The 19,852-nt window shown below is 56.7% G+C and carries 17 protein-coding genes; 8 read left to right on the top strand and 9 right to left on the bottom strand.

The genetic code is table 11. From position 1 onward, the window contains the following. Window positions 1-73 precede the first annotated feature (73 nt). The 4 genes from ACQG2Q_RS09930 to ppsA all read right to left on the bottom strand — a co-directional run bounded on the left by ACQG2Q_RS09930 (window position 74) and on the right by ppsA (window position 7,031). Entirely contained in the window at window positions 74-280 is a 207-nt protein-coding gene (locus ACQG2Q_RS09930; RefSeq protein ID WP_022647855.1) for a hypothetical protein, read from the bottom strand. A gap of 358 nt (window positions 281-638) precedes the next feature. Then, window positions 639-3,014, bottom strand: coding sequence for a glycoside hydrolase family 3 N-terminal domain-containing protein (locus ACQG2Q_RS09925; protein WP_063849305.1), 2,376 nt, complete (start codon window positions 3,012-3,014; stop codon window positions 639-641). 3 nt (window positions 3,015-3,017) lie between these two features. Beyond that, complete coding sequence (locus ACQG2Q_RS09920; RefSeq protein WP_038415905.1) at window positions 3,018-4,418, bottom strand: MFS transporter; 1,401 nt, start codon at window positions 4,416-4,418, stop codon at window positions 3,018-3,020. A 234-nt stretch (window positions 4,419-4,652) separates the two neighbouring features. Then, window positions 4,653-7,031, bottom strand: a complete 2,379-nt coding sequence (gene ppsA / locus ACQG2Q_RS09915; protein ID WP_023305974.1) for a phosphoenolpyruvate synthase — start codon at window positions 7,029-7,031, stop codon at window positions 4,653-4,655. A gap of 335 nt (window positions 7,032-7,366) precedes the next feature. On the opposite strand from ppsA, the gene ppsR reads away from it, so the two are divergent. The 8 genes from ppsR (at window position 7,367) to ACQG2Q_RS09875 (ending at window position 15,497) form a co-directional block, all read left to right on the top strand. Continuing rightward, a complete protein-coding gene (gene ppsR, locus ACQG2Q_RS09910; protein ID WP_017384644.1) occupies window positions 7,367-8,200 on the top strand; it encodes a posphoenolpyruvate synthetase regulatory kinase/phosphorylase PpsR in 834 nt (277 codons plus the stop codon). A gap of 150 nt (window positions 8,201-8,350) precedes the next feature. Next, window positions 8,351-9,397, top strand: a complete 1,047-nt coding sequence (gene aroH, locus ACQG2Q_RS09905; RefSeq protein WP_045309066.1) for a 3-deoxy-7-phosphoheptulonate synthase AroH — start codon at window positions 8,351-8,353, stop codon at window positions 9,395-9,397. A 209-nt stretch (window positions 9,398-9,606) separates the two neighbouring features. Further along, window positions 9,607-9,795, top strand: coding sequence for a hemin uptake protein HemP (gene hemP, locus ACQG2Q_RS09900; protein ID WP_063849306.1), 189 nt, complete (start codon window positions 9,607-9,609; stop codon window positions 9,793-9,795). Between the two features lie 76 nt (window positions 9,796-9,871). Further along, a complete protein-coding gene (locus ACQG2Q_RS09895; protein WP_048966247.1) occupies window positions 9,872-11,854 on the top strand; it encodes a TonB-dependent hemoglobin/transferrin/lactoferrin family receptor in 1,983 nt (660 codons plus the stop codon). A gap of 35 nt (window positions 11,855-11,889) precedes the next feature. After that, window positions 11,890-12,918: a hematinate-forming heme oxygenase ChuS gene (gene chuS / locus ACQG2Q_RS09890; protein ID WP_426759128.1), complete on the top strand. Its 1,029-nt coding sequence runs from the start codon at window positions 11,890-11,892 to the stop codon at window positions 12,916-12,918. Next, window positions 12,915-13,733, top strand: a complete 819-nt coding sequence (locus ACQG2Q_RS09885) for a heme/hemin ABC transporter substrate-binding protein (RefSeq protein ID WP_063849307.1) — start codon at window positions 12,915-12,917, stop codon at window positions 13,731-13,733. Before chuS ends, ACQG2Q_RS09885 begins: the two co-directional genes overlap by 4 nt. Then, window positions 13,733-14,725 carry a FecCD family ABC transporter permease gene (locus ACQG2Q_RS09880; protein ID WP_063849308.1) on the top strand — a complete coding sequence of 331 codons (993 nt, stop codon included), beginning with the start codon at window positions 13,733-13,735 and terminating at the stop codon, window positions 14,723-14,725. The genes ACQG2Q_RS09885 and ACQG2Q_RS09880 overlap by 1 nt, the downstream gene beginning before the upstream one ends. Then, entirely contained in the window at window positions 14,718-15,497 is a 780-nt protein-coding gene (locus tag ACQG2Q_RS09875; protein WP_063849309.1) for a heme ABC transporter ATP-binding protein, read from the top strand. Before ACQG2Q_RS09880 ends, ACQG2Q_RS09875 begins: the two co-directional genes overlap by 8 nt. Here ACQG2Q_RS09875 and selO read toward each other — a convergent pair. The 5 genes from selO to ACQG2Q_RS09850 form a co-directional block, all read right to left on the bottom strand. Beyond that, window positions 15,494-16,936, bottom strand: a complete 1,443-nt coding sequence (gene selO, locus ACQG2Q_RS09870; RefSeq protein WP_023305967.1) for a protein adenylyltransferase SelO — start codon at window positions 16,934-16,936, stop codon at window positions 15,494-15,496. The genes ACQG2Q_RS09875 and selO overlap by 4 nt on opposite strands. Window positions 16,937-16,997: 61 nt before the next feature. Further along, the gene (locus tag ACQG2Q_RS09865; protein WP_022647843.1) at window positions 16,998-17,711 is read right to left on the bottom strand and encodes an EAL domain-containing protein; all 714 of its coding nucleotides are present in this window, start codon (window positions 17,709-17,711) and stop codon (window positions 16,998-17,000) included. Between the two features lie 292 nt (window positions 17,712-18,003). Then, window positions 18,004-18,468, bottom strand: a complete 465-nt coding sequence (locus ACQG2Q_RS09860) for an NlpC/P60 family protein (protein ID WP_096216807.1) — start codon at window positions 18,466-18,468, stop codon at window positions 18,004-18,006. Window positions 18,469-18,540: 72 nt separating this feature from the next. Continuing rightward, a complete protein-coding gene (gene btuD / locus ACQG2Q_RS09855) occupies window positions 18,541-19,296 on the bottom strand; it encodes a vitamin B12 ABC transporter ATP-binding protein BtuD (protein ID WP_022647841.1) in 756 nt (251 codons plus the stop codon). Then, window positions 19,296-19,847, bottom strand: a complete 552-nt coding sequence (locus ACQG2Q_RS09850) for a glutathione peroxidase (protein WP_022650905.1) — start codon at window positions 19,845-19,847, stop codon at window positions 19,296-19,298. Before ACQG2Q_RS09850 ends, btuD begins: the two co-directional genes overlap by 1 nt. Between the last annotated feature and the right edge of the window lie 5 nt (window positions 19,848-19,852).

The following is a 19,852-nucleotide window of genomic DNA, read 5'->3' as shown; positions in this document are numbered from 1 at the left end:
AAGAAAAAAGATAAACGTCAAGGCAAGCACAGTAAATGATATAACAGCCATACTGGCGTTCCTAAAAACGCCATCATTTAGCTTTATCTTTTATACTTTTTTCAACCTGAGCATGAAGATTCATGCAGTTTATATACCCTTCTCTACGCGCTGCGTTGACTTCCGTAGCGTGTCTTAACTCCATTGCTAACAACTTATCTTCCATGACAGAAAGGCGATAAATCAGGGCGCACACAATCATTAAAAGAATAATGAATAACACCGAAATATCTACAACCACTTAACCTCTCCAGTTACTTATTGAATCCTGAGTTCTGACGCTATGCACTGTAGTTCTTCGTTTTCCCTGCATTGCGTTGTCATGTAGCCGTTGCACAGGGAACTTAAATCAGACAGAGTCCGTATATTCATTTAAATTTCATCTTTTATAGCTCATCAAACCTATCAGGCCATCTGGCGCAGTCCTGCAACCAGCAGACGGTGAGGAGTAGCTATATCAGTTCCAGGCTCAGAGCAAGGCGGCTAAGACTATTCTTATGCGAACTATTTTTTTAAGTTATTAGTGCTTTGTAAGTTCATTTTCCTCTTTTGATTGCTTGAAAGAGGACTCGCCTTTGTGGCCAGGCGAGTCCTGAATATTAATTTTTACAAATTTCACTCCTACTCAACATCTGCCATTCCCCCTCCAGCACCCGCGTCTCCCCGGTCACCTGCACGTTCACCACCTCGCGAATATCCGCCGAGGACGCGCCAACCTGTAGCTCAAATTCACCTGGCTCGACAATCCGCTTCCCGTCCCGGCGGGTGAAATTAAACATCTCCACCGGCAAGGTAAAGGTCAGGGTGGCGGTTTCTCCCGGTGAAAGCGTAACGCGTTGAAACGCTTTCAGCTCCTGAAGCGGACGAACCTGCGTCGCGACTTTGTCACGCACGTATACCTGTATTACTTCGCTGCCGCTGCGCTCCCCGATGTTACTGACATCGACGCTTAACACCACCTCTCCGTCGACCGGGACGTGGCTTTCAGCGAGACGCGCCGCACTCCAGCGAAACTGCGTCCAGCCAAGACCGTAACCGAACGGGTAAAGTGCGCCAAAATGGAACGCAATCGGCGTGCCGCCGCTTTTCAGCTTGTGGTTATAGTAGTACGGCATCGCCCCGGCGTTTTTCGGCACGCTGACTACCAGCCTGCCCTGCGGCTCCGCGCGGCCGGTTAAGATATCGGCAATCGCCCAGCCCCCTTCCTGCCCCGGCGCCCAGGCCATCATCAGCGCGGCCACCTTCTCTTCCAGCCCCTGAAGGTTATAAGGACGCCCGCCCGTCATGACGACAATTACCGGCTTGCCGGTTGCCACCAGCTCCTCAAGCAGCTGTTGCTGCACGCCCGGCAGATTCAGCGAATCGGTATCCGATCCTTCCCCCACGGTGCCGCTCTGGAATAGCCCGGCGAGGTCGCCCACGCAGGCCACCACCACGTCACTCTCTTTTGCCGCGCTCACGGCTTCGGGGATCAAATCCGTGCGTTGTGAAACCGGCGATTGCTGCATCGGTTTACCGCCGCTGTCGCCCGGGAACACCGGCGCACCCGCCATCCGTTTTTCGATAATGTGGCACCCTTTGGCGTAACGTATCTGCGATGCACCAAGGTACTGTTCCAGCGCCGCGCGCGGGGTTGTCACCTGCGAGGTCTCTTCAACCATATCGCTGATGATCAGGTGAACCGGGAAGCTGTAGCCGCTCAGCAACGCCAGCGGATCGTCCGCCGTCGGCCCCACTACCGCTACACGGGGTTTTCCGCCGAGGGGCAAAATGCCGTTATTTTCCAGCAGCGTGATCGATTTTGTTGCCACCTCGCGCGCCACCTGCCGGGTCGCCTCATTCTGCAAATCGATACCTTTTTCGTCGGCGTACGGTTTTTCAAACAGCCCGAGACGGAATTTTTCACTTAGCACGCGCGCCACAATCTCATCCACTTTCGCCATTGAGATAAGCCCACGCTCTACCGCTTCCGCCAGATGACGCGCGCAGTCATCCTTCGGCAATTCCACGTCCAGCCCGGCGTTAAACGCCAGCGCCGCCGATTCTGCTGGATCGTGAGAAATCCCGTGGTGCTGGTGCAGCAGGCTGACGCCGCCGTAATCCGCGACAATAATGCCGTCGAAGCCCCACTGTTCACGCAGCACGGTGGTGAGCAGGAAATGGTCGCTGTGCCCTGGCTGATTATCGGTGTCATGATAGGCTGGCATCACCGAACCGGCGTTGGCCAGCTTCACCGCCATCTCAAACGGTAGCAGGAAGGTATCGTTTAGCTCGCTGAAACCCAGATGGACCGGCGCATGATTGCGCGCCCCTTCGCTGAAGGAGTGCCCCACGTAATGTTTCAGGGTCGCCAGCAGATCGCGCTTATCGCCCTGCAACCCCTTCACGTACGCCGTCGCCATCACCCCTACCAGCCACGGATCTTCCCCAAAGGTCTCTTCCGTCCGTCCCCAGCGCACATCGCGCGAGACATCCAGCACCGGGGCCAGCCCCTGCTGGCACCCGACAGACCGGGCCTCGTTGCCAATCTGCTCCGCCGCGCGCTGCACCAGCGCCGGGTCCCAGGTGGAACCGTAGTTCAGCGACGACGGGAACAGGGTTGCATCTTTGCACAGCAGCCCCACCAGACACTCCTCATGAAACAGCGCCGGAATGCCGAGCCGGGTCTCCTCCATCATCATACGTTGCAGGCGGTTAGCGGCACGCACGCCGGTTTTTGCATCAACAATGTGCGTGCCGAGCGGACGGGTGATCTGCCCGACGCCCAGCTTCAGCCTTTCGCTGAGGGACGCCTGTTCGCTCACGCCGGCGAACTCATCGCTCAAATCGCTGCGCTCGCGGTGGCTGCCGTGTTCATCGAGGATCAGCCAGTACGCGTGCATCTGGGCAAATTTCTCTTCCGGCGTCATACGCGCCAGTAAATCAGCGACACGCTCGTGTACGGGACGTCCCGCGTCCTTGTAGATCACAGTCATGGTTTACTCCTGTAGTGCGGATTGGGTTACCGGGCTGAGCTGCCCCGCATCGTTTCGAATGTCTCGCTTGCTGGCCAGCTCACGGGCAATGGAATCCACCAGTCGGCTGTTGAGTTTGTAGATAGCAAGGAGCGCCACCATGCAGAGGAACAGCGCGCAGGGGATCAGGGTGAACAGGGCATTGATGGTTGCGAGAACGTGAGGCGCCTGGTTTGCCTGTCCGGGCGCGTAATCCACCATGCCCAGCACCCAACCGACCACCGCCCCACCCAGCGCCAGCCCAAACTTGATGGCAAACAGGGCGGTAGAAAAGACCAGCCCGTCCAGACGGCGGCCGCTGCGGTGTTCTTCGTAGTCCACCACATCGGAGAACATGGTCCATTGCAGCGGCGTGGTCAGGTTCTGAATAAAACTAAACACAATATTCAGACCGAATATCAGCCACACCTGCGAAGGCGGAATGAAGAAAATCAGCGCGCCAAAAATAACGAAAGAAATAATGGTCCACTGATAGGCACGTACGCGATCAAATTTCCCCAGCAGGCGTTCAGATAATAATGCGCCGCTTAAGGATGCCACCATGCCGGAAACAATAAAGGCAAAGACCAGTTCAGGACGTAACAGAACATAGTTAACGTAATACATGGTCGCAGAGCCACGCGTCACGACGGCGGTTAACAGTAAAATATTAAACAGAAAAACAATTCGCCACTGGCTGTTGGCGGCCAGCAGTTTTAAATCCGTCAGCATCGAGCCGGAGGTGTCATTGCGTGGCGAGTAACGCTCCCGGGTCATAAAGAAGCAGCAGAAGAATAAAATAATACCCAGCAGCCCCATCAGGCTCATGGCATAGAAATAACCTTTTTGCACATTCCCCTGACCTAATAATGAGACCAGCGGCAGCGCGATGACCGTTACAATCAACCCGCCGATAAACGACAGGCCAAAGCGCCAGGATTGCAGCGAGTGGCGCTCGCGCGGGTCGAGCGTCAGCGCGCCGGGCATGGCGCAGTATGGAACGTTAATCGCGGAGTAGATCAGGCTCAGGATGGCATAGGTTACGCAGGCATAGACAATTTTCGCCGTCTGCCCGGCATCCGGTACGTAGAAGGTAATCAGGCAGCTCACGCCAAACGGAATGGCAAACCAGAGCAGCCAGGGACGAAAACGACCGTGGCGGGTCTGAGTGCGGTCCACCAGCGCGCCAATGCACGGATCGACAAACGCATCGATCACGCGCACCACTAAAAACATGGTGCCCATAATGGCCGCCGGCAAACCGAATACGTCCGTATAGAAATACGCGAGAAATAACGTTGCCGTTTGCCAGACCAGCGCGCTGGCCATATCACCGAGGCCATAACCTATTTTATCTTTGGTACGTAATACAGAGGAGATTGTCATTGTTATTTGCCTTTTTATCAGGTTAAAACGTATTTCAACCAGTCGCGCATCATCCCGACGGATGTACGCGGTAAGGCTCAAGTATTAGCAACGCCCTGCCCACTAACAATTGTCTAAATTAACAGATAAATTATGATATTTGGTTTTTTGCTTTATTTGTGATGGTGAGCATATTCGCAGGAAAATAAAAAAGGCGAGGACAGATATCCTCGCCTTTTTCAGGTTATGCAGGTTTTACTTGTTCAGCTCTGCCAGGCTCAGCCAGGTTTGCACCACGGTGTCCGGGTTCAGGGAGAGGCTATCAATCCCCTCATCCATCAGCCAGGCCGCAAAGTCTTCATGGTCAGAAGGACCCTGCCCGCAGATCCCGACATATTTACCCTGTTTCTTCGCCGCACGGATGGCCATGGAGAGCAGCGCTTTCACCGCCTCGTTACGCTCATCAAACAGCTCAGAGACGACGCCGGAGTCGCGGTCCAGGCCGAGCGCCAACTGCGTCATATCATTCGAACCAATGGAGAAGCCGTCGAAGTGCTCCAGGAACTGCTCGGCCAGCAGGGCGTTGGACGGAATTTCACACATCATGATGATCTTCAGCCCGTTCTCGCCGCGCTTCAGCCCCTGACGCGCCAGCTCATCCACCACCGCTTTCGCCTGATCCACGGTACGGACGAACGGGATCATGATTTCCACGTTGGTCAACCCCATGTCGTTGCGCACGCGTTTTACCGCTTCGCACTCCAGCGCGAAGCAGTCGCGGAAGCTTTCCGACACGTAGCGTCCGGCGCCGCGGAAGCCCAGCATCGGGTTCTCTTCTTCCGGCTCGTAGCGTTCGCCGCCCACCAGGTTAGCGTATTCGTTGGACTTAAAGTCCGACAGACGCACGATCACGCGTTTCGGGTAGAAGGCCGCGCCGAGCGTGGCGATGCCTTCCGTCAGGCGGCCGACATAGAACTCTCTCGGCGAGTCGTAACCCTTCATCATCTCGCGGATTTCGTTTTGCAGCTTCGCGTCCTGGTCGTCAAACTCCAGCAGCGCGCGCGGGTGAACGCCGATCATGCGGTTGATGATGAATTCCAGACGCGCCAGGCCCACGCCTTCGTTCGGCAGGCAGGCGAAGTCAAACGCGCGATCCGGGTTACCGACGTTCATCATGATTTTCAGCGGCAGGTCCGGCATGGTATCCACGCTGGAGCTCTTCACGCTGAAGTCGAGGATATCGGCATACACGTAACCGGTATCGCCTTCGGCACAGGAGACCGTCACGTTCTGGTCGTCCTTCATGCGTTCGGTCGCGTCACCACAGCCGACCACCGCCGGGATCCCCAGCTCACGGGCGATAATAGCCGCGTGACAGGTACGGCCACCGCGGTTGGTGACGATAGCAGCCGCTTTCTTCATGATCGGCTCCCAGTCCGGGTCGGTCATGTCGGTCACCAGCACGTCGCCAGGCTGAATGCGATTCATCTCGCTGATGTCGTGGATCACTTTCACTGGACCGGCACCGATGCGGTGACCAATCGCACGACCTTCCGCGACAATTTTGCCCTGCGCGTGCAGGGTGTAGCGCTCCATGACCTGACCGCGCGAACGGACGGTTTCCGGACGCGCCTGCACGATAAACAGCTTGCCGGTGTGTCCGTCTTTGGCCCACTCGATGTCCATCGGACGGCCATAGTGTTTTTCAATCTGCACCGCCTGCTTTGCCAGCTCTTCCACTTCGGCGTCGGTGAGCGAGAAGCGATCCCGCTGCTCCTGCGGCACATCTTCAATGGTGACCTGCTTGCCATGCTCTTGCGTCGGGGCATAGATCATGCGGATTTTTTTCGAGCCCATGGTGCGGCGAACCACTGCCGGACGGTTAGCCGCCAGCGTAGGCTTGTGCACATAGAATTCGTCAGGGTTCACCGCCCCCTGCACCACCATCTCGCCCAGACCCCACGCGGAGGTGATAAACACCACCTGGTCGAAGCCGGATTCCGTGTCGATAGAGAACATCACGCCGGAAGAGCCCACGTCGGAGCGCACCATGCGCTGTACGCCTGCGGAGAGCGCGACGCCGCGGTGGTCATAGCCCTGATGCACGCGATAGGAGATGGCGCGGTCGTTGAACAGGGAAGCAAACACATGCTTCACCGCCACCAGTACCGCCTCGTAACCCTGGACGTTGAGGAAGGTTTCCTGCTGTCCGGCGAAAGAGGCATCCGGCATATCTTCCGCGGTAGCGGAAGAGCGCACGGCAAAGGAGGCCTGCGCGTCGTCAGCGGAGAGCTGGTTGTAGGCGTCATGGATGGCTTTTTCCAGTTCCGGCTGGAAAGGTGTGTCGATGATCCACTGGCGGATTTGCGCGCCGGCTTTGGCAAGCTCGGTGACATCATCAATATCCGTTTTATCCAGCAGGTCGTAAATGCGCTGGTTTACACCGCTCTGGTCTAAAAACAGGTTAAACGCATCGGCGGTTGTGGCAAACCCGTTTGGTACGGAGACACCCATACCGGACAGATTTGTAATCATTTCACCCAGGGAGGCATTTTTGCCCCCAACTCTGTCTACATCATTCATGCCGAGTTGGTTATACCAAAGCACCAGCGGTGACGAGCCATTGTTGGACATCGAAACAATCCTTTTGTGATATTTGATCGGAGTAAGAAACACCTGACTACGTATTTATACTGGCATATTTATTTCCGCTAAAAAAACGGTGAATCGTGTAAGCAATTTAAATTTTCAACTTTTCGGACAGTTTCCCCGCACTCGCTAACCCGATGATTCCTATAGATTCCGGCAAAAACCATAGAAATAACGCCGCTAATCAGAAAATGAAATCCACTTTTCAGGAAAATCAAAAACACCATTTCATTTTAAATTCAGATAAGTTCTTTGCTGTGCAATTAACTTTTTTAATTTATGCTTTCAGGCAATTACGTACGCTATTCTGGGTGGATAAAATGGATAATGCTGTCGATCGTCACGTTTTTTATATTTCTGATGGGACGGCGATTACCGCCGAGGTGCTGGGACACGCGGTGATGTCGCAGTTTCCCGTGTCGATAAACAGCATCACGCTGCCGTTCGTGGAAAACGAGAGCCGGGCCAAAGCGGTCAAGGACCAGATCGACGCCATTTACCAGCAGACCGGTGTTCGTCCGCTGGTGTTCTATTCCATTGTGATCCCTGAGATCCGCAACATCATTCTGCAAAGCGAGGGCTTCTGTCAGGATATCGTGCAGGCACTGGTTGCACCCTTGCAAAGCGAGCTGAAGCTCGACCCGACGCCGATCGCTCACCGTACCCACGGGCTGAACCCCGGCAACCTGACCAAATACGATGCGCGTATTGCCGCCATTGACTACACTCTGGCGCACGACGACGGGATCTCGCTGCGCAATCTGGACCAGGCGCAGGTCATTTTGCTAGGTGTGTCGCGCTGCGGTAAAACCCCCACCAGCCTTTACCTGGCAATGCAGTTTGGCATTCGCGCCGCCAACTACCCCTTTATTGCCGATGATATGGACAACCTGGTGCTGCCTGCCGCGCTCAAGCCGCTTCAGCATAAGCTGTTTGGGCTGACCATCAACCCGGAACGACTGGCGGCGATCCGCGAAGAACGTCGCGAGAACAGCCGCTACGCCTCAATGCGCCAGTGCCGAATGGAAGTCTCCGAAGTCGAAGCGCTGTACCGGAAAAATCAGATCCCCTGGCTGAACAGTACCAACTATTCAGTAGAAGAAATTGCCACCAAGATCCTCGATATCATGGGACTGAATCGCCGCATGTACTAATATGCTAGTACATTAATCCAGTTTCAGTTATTATCATGCCATCCTCGGGGCGACGTGCCCCGAACTTGAAATCAGCAGGGATTGGTTTAAGGTGATGCCCATCACTTCCCGGTAGTCTGCCGATGAAGCAAAAAATTTCTGAGACATTCCATGAACAAAACCGACGAACTGCGCACCGCGCGCATTGATAGCCTGGTCACCCCGGCTGAACTTGCCCGGCTGCACCCCGTTTCCGCCGAGGTGGCGGACCATGTGACGGCCTCCCGTCGCCGCATCGAAAAAATTCTCAATGGTGAAGACAAACGTCTTCTGGTAGTAATTGGCCCCTGCTCCATCCACGACCTGGACGCGGCGATGGATTATGCACAACGCCTTCAGACGCTGCGCGGCACGTATCAGGATCGCCTGGAGATCGTGATGCGTACCTACTTTGAAAAACCGCGTACCGTCGTGGGCTGGAAAGGATTGATATCCGATCCGGATCTGAACGGTAGTTACCGGGTGAATCATGGCATTGCGCTGGCGCGCAAGCTGCTGTTACAGGTTAACGAGCTGGGCGTGCCGACCGCTACCGAATTTCTGGATATGGTGACCGGACAGTTTATTGCCGACCTCATTAGCTGGGGCGCGATTGGCGCGCGTACCACAGAAAGCCAGATCCACCGTGAAATGGCATCGGCGCTCTCCTGCCCGGTGGGCTTCAAAAACGGAACGGACGGCAATACCCGCATCGCCGTTGATGCCATCCGCGCGTCACGCGCCAGCCATATGTTCCTCTCCCCGGATAAAAACGGCCAGATGACCATCTACCAGACCAGCGGCAACCCGTTCGGACATATCATTATGCGTGGCGGTAAAAAACCGAATTACCATGCAGAAGATATTGCCGCCGCCTGCGAAACGCTGGCGGAATTTGACCTGCCGGAGCATCTGGTGGTGGATTTCAGCCACGGCAACTGCCAGAAACAGCACCGCCGCCAGCTGGACGTCTGCGATGAAGTCTGCCAGCAGATCCGCAGCGGCTCGACCGCCATTGCAGGAATTATGGCGGAGAGCTTTATCAAAGAAGGCACGCAGAAGATCGTCGCCGGACAGCAAATGGTGTACGGCCAGTCGATCACCGACCCGTGCCTGAGCTGGGAAGACAGCGAGCTGCTGCTGGAGAAGCTGGCTTCAGCCGTGGACACGCGATTTTAAAATCCTGCCGGGTGACGCTGCGCTTACCCGGCCTACGGTACGCGCCCTTCTCCCTCTCCCCGTGGGAGAGGGTCGGGGTGAGGGCATCAGACCGCACCTCTCCTCCAAATTTGATCCCGTCACACAATTTTCATAAAAACGCTTGCCGTGAATTTGCAGTTTATTGATAATGATTATCATTGTTACATTGATTGTTATTTATAAACATTATGTCAACGACCGATAACAGCGCGGCAACGCCAGTAAAAACACACACAGCGCCGTCCCCTGCTCCCACCGATCGCCGAATCGACAGCAAAAGCCTGTTGGGTGAGGAGGGGCGGGTCATTATCGAGCATGACGGCCAGCACTACCTGCTGCGCCAGACCAATGCCGGAAAACTGATCCTGACTAAATAATCCAGACAACACATTCGCCAGCCACCCAGGTGATCCCCAGGCAGCCAGCGCTTTTCAATTCTTATGGAGAGTTGCTATGCCACACCTGCAATCCGCGTCTTTACGCCCGTCTCTTCTGGCGCTGGCAATTGTCAGCACCCTGCCGGGCGTTGCGTTTGCCGCCACAGACGATATCACCGTTACCGCCACCGGCAACGCCCGCAGCGCCTTCGAAGCCCCCATGATGGTAAGCGTGATTGACGCCACCGCGCCGGAAAACCAGACCGCCAGCTCCGCCGCCGACCTGCTGCGCAAGGTGCCCGGCCTGACGCTGGACGGCACCGGGCGCACCAACGGTCAGGACGTTAACCTGCGCGGTTACGACCGACGTGGCGTGCTGGTGCTGGTGGATGGCGTACGCCAGGGCACCGATACCGGACACCTGAACAGCACGTTCCTCGATCCGGCGCTGATCAAACGTATCGAAGTGGTACGTGGCCCTTCCGCCTTGCTGTACGGCAGCGGCGCGCTGGGCGGCGTAATTTCATATGACACCGTCGACGCCAGCGATATGCTGGACGCAGGTAAAAATAGCGGCTATCGCGTATTTGCTACCGGTGCAACGGGCGATCACAGCATCGGGATGGGCGCCAGCGCCTATGGCCGCACCGATACCCTGGACGGTGTGGTCTCCTGGTCCAGTCGCGATCGCGGCGACATTCGCCAGAGTGACGGCGCGAGGGCGCCAAACGACGAATCCATCAACAATATGCTGGCGAAAGGCAGCTGGAAAATTGATCCGGCTCAGACGCTGAGCGGCTCCCTGCGCTACTACAACAACGACGCGCAGGAGCCGAAAAACCCGCAGACCACGGATGCCAGCAGCAGTAACCCGATGACCGATCGTTCCACCATTCAGCGCGATGCCCAGCTTGGCTACCGCATTGCGCCAGCCGGAAACGACTGGCTGAACGCCGATGCGAAAATTTACTGGTCCGAAGCGCGGATCAACGCCCAGAACATCGACGCCAGCGGCGAGTTCCGTAAGCAGACCACCAAAGGCGGCAAAGTGGAAAACCGCACCCGCCTGTTCAGCGACTCCTTCGCCTCGCACCTGCTGACCTACGGCGGGGAATACTACCGTCAGGAGCAACACCCTGGCGGCGCGACCACCGGCTTCCCGGACGCTAAAATCGACTTCAGCTCCGGCTGGTTGCAGGATGAGATCACCCTGCGCGACCTGCCGGTAACGCTTCTCGGCGGGACGCGTTACGACAACTACCGCGGCAGCAGCGACGGTTACGACGACGTGGATGCGGATAAATGGTCATCACGCGCCGGGTTAACCGTGAGTCCAACCGACTGGCTGATGCTGTTCGGCTCTTACGCCCAGGCCTTCCGCGCGCCAACGATGGGCGAGATGTATAACGACTCAAAGCACTTCTCTATCGGCAGCTTCTACACTAACTACTGGGTGCCGAACCCGAACCTGCGTCCGGAGACCAACGAAACCCAGGAGTTCGGTTTTGGGCTGCGTTTTGACGATCTGCTACTCGCCAACGACGCGCTGGAGTTCAAAGCCAGCTACTTCGACACCAAAGCGAAAGATTACATCTCTACCACCGTCGATTTTGCGGCGGCCACTACCATGTCCTATAACGTACCAAATGCCAAAATCTGGGGCTGGGACATGATGGCGACCTACTCGACCAGCCTGTTCAACCTCGACGTGGCCTACAACCGCACGCGCGGGAAAGATACCGACACGGGTGAATATATCTCCAGCATCAACCCGGACACCGTCACCAGCAAGCTGGATATACCGGTGGCGCAAAGCGGCTTCTCCGTGGGCTGGATCGGCACCTTCGTCGAACGTTCAACGCACATCAGCAGCAGCTACAGCGAGCAGCCTGGCTACGCAGTAAATGATTTCTACGTCAGTTATAAAGGCCAGCAGCAGTTCAAAGGCATCACCACCACCCTCGTGCTGGGGAACGCCTTCGACAAAGCCTACTGGTCACCGCAGGGCATCCCGCAGGATGGCCGCAACGGCAAGATCTTCGTCAGTTATCAATGGTAATTCCCTTCGGGGCAACGATTCAGAAGGATAAGATTATGGGTCACTACACACGCTGGCTTGAGCTTAAAGAAGAACATCCGGGTAAGTACGCCCGTGATATCGCCGGATTAATGCACATCAGCGAAGCAGAGCTGGCATTTGCGCGCGTTGGACACGACGCCTGGCGGCTGCGCGGTGAAATCCGCGAGATTCTGGCAGCGCTGGAGTCCGTGGGGGAAACCAAATGCATCTGCCGTAACGAATACGCCGTTCACGAACAGGTTGGAGCGTTTACTCACCAGCACCTCGGCGGTCATGCCGGGCTGGTGCTGAATCCGCGCGCGCTGGATCTGCGTTTGTTCCTCAACCAGTGGGCGAGCGCGTTTCACATTAGCGAAACGACCTCCCGCGGCGAACGTCAGAGCATTCAGTTCTTCGATCATCAGGGCGACGCTTTACTGAAGGTCTACACCACGGATCACACCGACGTTGCCGCCTGGGGCGACGTGCTGACCCGTTTTATCATTGCCGATAACCCCACTCTGGCACTGAAGGCTGTCGATGCCCCCGCGCATTCCGACGGTGCTGATGCAGGCTCGGTGGAGAAAGAGTGGCGCGCCATGACCGATGTGCATCAGTTCTTTAGCTTACTGAAGCGCCATAACCTGAGCCGCCAGCAAGCGTTTCGTCTGGTGAGTGACGATCTGGCCTGTAAGGTGGATAACAGCGCGCTGGCACACCTGCTGGAGACGGCGCGACAGGACGGAAACGAAATCATGATCTTCGTCGGCAACCGCGGCTGCGTGCAGATTTTCACCGGTGTGGTGGAAAAACTGACGCCCATGAAAGGCTGGCTGAACATCTTCAACCCAACCTTTACCCTGCATCTGCTGGAGGAGACTATCGCCGAGACGTGGGTAACGCGTAAACCTACGGCGGACGGACACGTTACCAGCCTGGAGCTGTTTGCTGCGGATGGCACTCAGATCGCCCAGCTCTATGGGCAGCGTACCGAAGGCGAGCCTGAGCAGAGCCAGTGGCGCCGCCAGATTGACGCTCTGACGCCAGAAGGGCTGGCCGCATGAAAAACTGGTTTGCCCTGCTCTGCGCCCTGCCGCTGGTCGCCGTCGCCGCGCCGGAGAGAATTGTCGCCCTCGGCGGCGACGTGACGGAGATCGTCTACGCCCTCGGCGCGGAGTCTTCTCTGGTTGCGCGCGACAGTACCAGCCAGTGGCCGCAGGCGACAAACGCGCTGCCTGACGTGGGGTATCTCCGCCAGCTGAATGCGGAGGGAATTCTGTCCGTACGCCCGACGCTGGTGCTGGCAAGCGACCAGGCGCAACCCTCTCTGGCGCTGAAACAGGTTGAACAGAGCCACGTCCGGGTAGTTACCGTTCCCGGCACGCCTGACCTGCGCACGATTGACGAAAAAGTGCGGGTGATAGCTCAGGCGACGCATCATGAGGTGCAAGGGGAAACCCTGCGCAACTCGCTGCGTCAGGCGCTGGCGGCTCTGCCCTCAACATCGCTCAACAAGCGGGTGCTGTTTATCCTCAGCCACGGCGGAATGACCGCAATGGCGGCCGGGCAACAGACCGGCGCGGATGCGGCAATACGCGCCGCCGGGTTGCAGAACGCCATGCAGGGCTTTACCCGCTATCAGCCGCTCTCCCAGGAGGGGGTAATGGCCAGCCAGCCGGATCTGGTGGTGATTTCGCAGGACGGCCTTAACGCGCTGGGCGGCGAACAAAATCTGTGGAAACTGCCCGGTCTGGCGCAAACGCCAGCGGGACGAAGCAAGCAAGTGCTGGCTATTGATGACATGGCCCTGCTGGGCTTCAGCGTCCGCACGCCGAAAGCCATACAACAGCTGCGTGCCAGAGCGGAGCAACTGCCCTGATGTCCCGGCGCATCACGTTATCGTTATGGCTTCTGGCGGGGTTGCTTACCGTCATGACGTTCATGGCTACCGGTTTTGGGGCGTTACGCCTGCCGGTGAACGTGCTGTGGAGCGGCAGCGATGAGACGCTACGCCAGATCTGGCTCACCATCCGTCTGCCCCGCGTGCTGCTGGCGCTGGTGATTGGCGGGTCGCTGGCGCTCGCCGGCTGCGTCATGCAGGGGCTGTTCCGCAATCCGCTGGCCGACCCGGGTCTGCTCGGGATCAGCAGCGGTGCGGCGCTGGCCGTCGCCCTGTGGGTGGTGCTCCCGCTCTCGCTGCCCGCGCTGGTGATGCTTTATGCCCCGATGCTGGCGGCATTTTTTGGGGCGCTGGCAGCCACAGGCGTGATCTTCCTGCTCAGCAAGCAGCGTGACACCTCTCTGTCACGTCTGTTGCTGGTGGGTATCGCCATCAATTCCCTGTGCGGTGCGGCAGTGGGTGTGCTTTCGTGGGTCAGCAATGACGCCCAGTTGCGTCAGCTTTCACTCTGGGGAATGGGAAGTCTCGGTCAGGCGCAGTGGTCAACGCTGCTCGCCGTGATCTCGCTGATGGTGCCTGCCGCTCTGGCGATCTGGCGTTGTGCCAGCGCGTTAAATTTACTGCAACTGGGTGAAGAGGAAGCGCATTACCTCGGCGTGGACGTTGCCCTTGTACAGCGAATATTACTGTTATGCAGCGCTCTGCTGGTCGCTGCGGCTGTCGCCGTCAGCGGCGTGATTGGCTTTGTCGGACTTGTGGTGCCGCACCTGATGCGCATGTGGCTGGGCGCCGATCACCGGGCAACCCTCCCCGGCACGGTTCTCGCGGGCGCTTTTCTGCTGCTGGTGGCGGATACGGTAGCCCGCACTCTGGTCGCCCCGGCAGAAATGCCGGTCGGGTTGCTCACCAGCATCCTTGGCGCCCCCTGGTTCTTATGGCTCATTTTTCGTCGTGGAGAACAGCATGGCTGAACGTTATACGGCTGAAAATCTGACTTTTACCCGGTCTGGCCGCACGCTGACAGATAACGTTTCGCTGTCACTGTCGAAGGGAGAGCTGGTTACATTGATCGGTCCCAACGGCGCGGGGAAATCCACGCTGCTGCGACTGCTGACCGGCTACCTGAAACCCGACAGCGGCGGCTGTTCGCTGGCGGGGAAAGCGCTGGATGAATGGCACCCGGAGACGCTGTCCCGCTATCGGGCAGTGATGCGTCAGCATACTCAGCCTGGATTTGACTGGCTGGGGGAGGAGATCGTTGGAATGGGGCGTGCGCCCTGGTCGCGTCAACCTGAACCGTCGATTGTGCGTGAGGTGATGCAGCTGGCCGGTTGCCTGCCGCTGGCTGGCAGACGTTATCATTCCCTCTCGGGCGGCGAGCAGCAGCGCGTTCAGCTCGCCCGCGCGCTGGCGCAGCTGTGGCGTGAGGGAACGCCGCGCGGCTGGTTGTTTCTCGACGAACCCACTTCAGCGCTGGATCTCTACCACCAGCAGCATCTGCTGCGCCTGTTGAAATCGCTGACCCGGCTGGGTCATCTTCACGTCTGCGTGGTGCTGCACGATCTTAATCTCGCCGCGTTATGGTCGGACCGGATCCTGCTGTTACACAACGGCAGGATTGTTTCTCAGGGCATACCGGAGACGGTATTGCAGGCCGACGCGCTGGCGCGCTGGTACGGTGCGCAGGTGCACGTCGGCAGACATCCGGCGCACGCCGCGCCGCAGGTTTTTCTCGCCCCTTAGCTTGAGCAGCTCACTTCCAGTCGCTTGCCCCAGTCCGGCGGGCGGCTGACATAGTCATCCTCCCGGTCAGCAAACGGCGTGCGCAGGGCGATATGCAGCCGATGCAGCTCGGCATAATCCCCCTGCTCTGCCTGCTCAATAGCCCGCTGCGCCAGCCAGTTGCGCAACACCATCGCCGGGTTAACCGCCTTCATCCGCGCCTGGCGGGTATCGTCATCAATCTGTTCCTGCTGTAAACGCGCCCGGTAAGTGGCAAACCAGTCATCAAACGCCTGTCGATCGATGAACTCGTCACGCAGCGGTGAAGCGGCGCTCTGCTGCGCAGTCTGGCTTAGCATACGGAAGGTTCGGGTATAGTCGCTGCCTTCACGCGCCATGATGGCAAACAGCCCATTCAGCAGCGCGTTATCGCCTTTTTCCTGCGTCATCAGCCCCAGCTTGTTGCGCATTAACACACCATATTCCCGCAGCAAAACCTCCTGATAGGTATCGAGCGCATCGTTCAGGGCATCGACGTCGATAAACGGCGACAGGCTTTGCGCAAGCCGCTGAAGGTTCCACAGCCCCACCGCAGGCTGGTTGTCGAAACGGTAACGCCCCTGATAGTCCGAATGGTTACAGATGTAACCCGGTTGATAGTCATCAAGGAAGCCGTACGGACCGTAGTCAAACGTCAGCCCTAACAGGGACATGTTGTCGGTATTCATCACCCCGTGGGCAAAGCCGACGGCCTGCCAGCGGGCAATCATTGAGGCGGTGCGCGCGACAATATCACGGAACCAGAGAACATAGCGGTCCGGTTCGTTTTGCAGGTGCGGCCAGTGACGTCGAAGGGCGTAATCGGCAAGCTGGCGGACTTTATCCGGCTCGCGACGATAGTAGAAGTGTTCAAAATGGCCAAAACGCAGATGGCTTTCCGCCACGCGGATCAGCATCGCCCCCTGCTCTATCGTCTCACGGGCCACCGGCGTGTCGCTGGTGACAATGGACAGCGCGCGTGAGGTGGGGATCCCCAGGGCATGCATCGCCTCGGAAGCCAGACTTTCACGAATGGTTGAACGCAGCACCGCGCGGCCATCCCCCATGCGTGAGTACGGTGTTAACCCTGCCCCTTTCAGGTGCCAGTCGAGCGTTTCGCCATTCGGCAGAACCTGTTCACCCAGCAGGATGCCGCGACCATCGCCGAGCTGTCCCGCCCAGACGCCAAACTGATGTCCGCTGTAGACCTGAGCCAGAGGCTTCATGCCCGGAAGCAGCGTTTCGCCGCCCCAGACACCGGCGCCCTTTTCTGGCTGAAAAAGTGTCGAAGGGATGCCAAGCGAATCCGCTAATGCATCGTTATGCCAGATAAGACGCGCGTTCTGTAAAGGCGTGGGCTTAAGCGCGGTGTAAAAGCCGGGTAATTCATCGTGCCAGTGAGCAGTAAAAGACAGGGTCATAAGTCCTCCTGCTTTAAGTGTAGAGGGTTTCCCTTGACGTAAACACGGGCGAAGAAAGGGGTTATTGCTGAACGAGGGTCGTTACGCGTTCTGCCGGGACGGCAGGCCACAGGGTTCCCTGCATTGCGCCAAAATTGAAGGGCAGCACGCGTTGTAAGATGCCGTGATCGTCAATTCCCGAGACCATGACCGACTGACAATGCGGCGCGATCTGCCAGAGAATGGCGCGCATAAATGGCTCGAAAGAGAGCGCCGAGACGCGCTGATGAATAAAGTTTTTATCCAGAATCACCCGTTTGAACAGACCATCATAAACCGGTTTAAGGGATGCAGCCCCTGCACCAAAGTTAGCCAGCACTAAGGGGAAATGGATCGCCATTCTTGCAAGCGTCAGATCGTCTTTCCCGTTATTTAAACCTGGATAGTTCTCATTAACAGTAAACTCAAGAAACGGATAACGATCAAGGATTGAAACAGCGTTCTCATTAGTTAATAAAAACTCAACAATTGCAGGTGTAATATTGATCCATGCAATTAACTGATGCTGAATAAAAAATAGCTTACAGGTATCGAGTAATTGCAGTTTTTCCTGAAACAGCACTAATTCATCTTCCTGAGAAAGATGAGGGATAACCAGTTCAGTCGGGATTCGTACGTCCGTACCCACGCCAGTAAAGTTAACCAAAATCTCTAAACCTTTAAGCAAACCTGCACTATCACGCGCCGGAAGGAGTAAAAGTTCAGACTGGTAAGCATTATCTAGCGTAATAATCATCGCCCTTGTCCTGCATTAAAGATGAGAGAGAACATCCTGGAGCAATTGCAGGCACAATTCCACTGTCTTGATTTTAATAAGATTAATTTCATTCTTTCCGTATTAATTTTCAGATTTTTCCCTGAATCTAAAATAATCTTATCCTGGTTATTGAATAATAGCCAGTTTTAGATAAAACAGGCACATGCTGACAAAAATAAGTGGGCAAAAATTTTACTTTAATCCACCCGCAAGAAAAGCCTGACGTCTATTTTCACCGCCAGGCCCTCCGCACTGCATCTTTATGCAGCGGTTAAATACGCCTGGCCTGCCAGAAATTTTTACGCCAGTAAACATTATCGAGAGAGGAGCGCATCACGCCGCGGCCGGTCGAGGCATGAATGAACTGATTATCGGTGTCATAAATGCCGACATGAAGGCCGCTTTCACCGGAACCTGTTTTAAAAAAGACCAGATCGCCGGGCAGGAGCTCGTCTTTATCAATTTCAGTGCCGATTTTCGCCTGCATACGCGTTTCACGCGGAAGCTGTAGGTCAAATTTATCGCGGAAAGTCATCAGCACAAATCCCGAGCAATCCACCCCGCCCCGGCTCATCCCGCCGTAGCGATAAGGGGTGCCGCGCCAGTTGCTGAGCTGATCGTTCAGGCTGGCAATGACCGTAATGGAGTCAGAAAGCCGTGGGTTAGGCGGAGGTGCACGATGGCTACTGCATCCTGCAAGAAATAGCGCCGCAACAAGGAGAAACCAGAATCGCATTTCAGACGAATCCTCTGCTTTTTTTGTTCTTTCGGTAATTTAGCGTGCATCTATGCGGCTGTGCAAGAAAGGTTATTCCTGCGCCGTGGAAATGAGCATCTTGTGGCCTTCAATATCCAGCCTCCGGAACGACATGTGGTAAGCACTCGCAAGATTGGGGGCCGTCAGCACGCTGTCGCGCGTTCCGCTGGCAATCAGTTTGCCACGCGCCAGCAACCACACCCGATGCGCGTGGCGCAACGTATGGTTTAAATCATGGCTGCTCATCACAATGGCGATGCCCTTGCGACACAGCGCGCTGAGCAGAGTATCCAGCGCTGCCTGCTGGGCAACGTCCAATCCGCTCATCGGCTCGTCCAGCAGCAGCAACCGCCCGTGAGGATTTCCCACCGGATGAACCTGAAGGATGACGGCGGCCAGACGCACGCGCTGCCATTCGCCACCGGAAAGCTGGCTGGCCTGTCGGGTGAGCTTATCGTCTAACCCGAGCGCCGCAGCAACGTCATGGAGCAATGCTACCTGATTTTTATCAGGCAGGTGCAGCGTCAGGTAGTGCCAGACGGGCATTGCAAAGGGCGGAACCTGCTGCTGAACCAGATAGCTTCGACGGGAGGCAAGTGTAGAGGGTAGCCAGTTGACGAGCGATTGCCCGAGAAAGGTAATCTCCCCTTCCCCGCGGGTCAGCCCCGCCATGCGCGCCAGCAGCGTGCTTTTTCCGGCGCCGTTAGGCCCAACCAGGTGAAGGATTTCACCTGCGTTGACTGCGGCGGTAACAGGCTCAAGACGTCCCTTCCCGGCAACGCCTGTGAGCTGCATCAGCAGCGTCATTATTTCGCCAGCGCCAGCTTGATTGATTCCATCACGATAGGATCTTCAGGCGTCATGTCAGGCGAGAAACGCTGCACGACCTGACCGTCACGGCCAATCAGGAATTTTTCGAAGTTCCACAGAATATCGTCCGGATAGAGCGGCGCGCGACCTTTGCTCGCCATACGCTCATAGAAACCACTCTCTTCAGGCGCAACGGCGGTCGGCGCCGCAGCCACCAGTTTGGCATACAGCGGATGACGATTTTCCCCGTTCACATCAATTTTGCTGAACATCGGGAACGTCACACCATAGGTTGTGCTGCAAAAGGTCTTAATCTCCTCTTCGCTACCCGGCTCCTGGCCCAGGAACTGGTTGCACGGGAAGCCGAGTACGGTAAAGCCGTCTTTTTCCCAGGCTTTATGAATGTTTTCCAGCTGTTCATACTGCGGTGTAAGGCCACATTTCGATGCCACGTTCACGATGAGCAGTACCTTGCCCTTGTAGCCTTCCAGCGTGGTTTTCTCGCCGTCAATGGTAGTCACTTCGGTATTCAGAATATCAGACTGCATAGCAT

It is taken from the genome of Enterobacter cloacae complex sp. 370H10, assembly GCF_050031535.1.
In the GTDB taxonomy this organism is placed as follows: domain Bacteria; phylum Pseudomonadota; class Gammaproteobacteria; order Enterobacterales; family Enterobacteriaceae; genus Enterobacter; species Enterobacter intestinihominis.
Note: the sequence above shows the minus strand (reverse complement) of the source record. Positions and strands in the feature narration are given on the sequence as shown.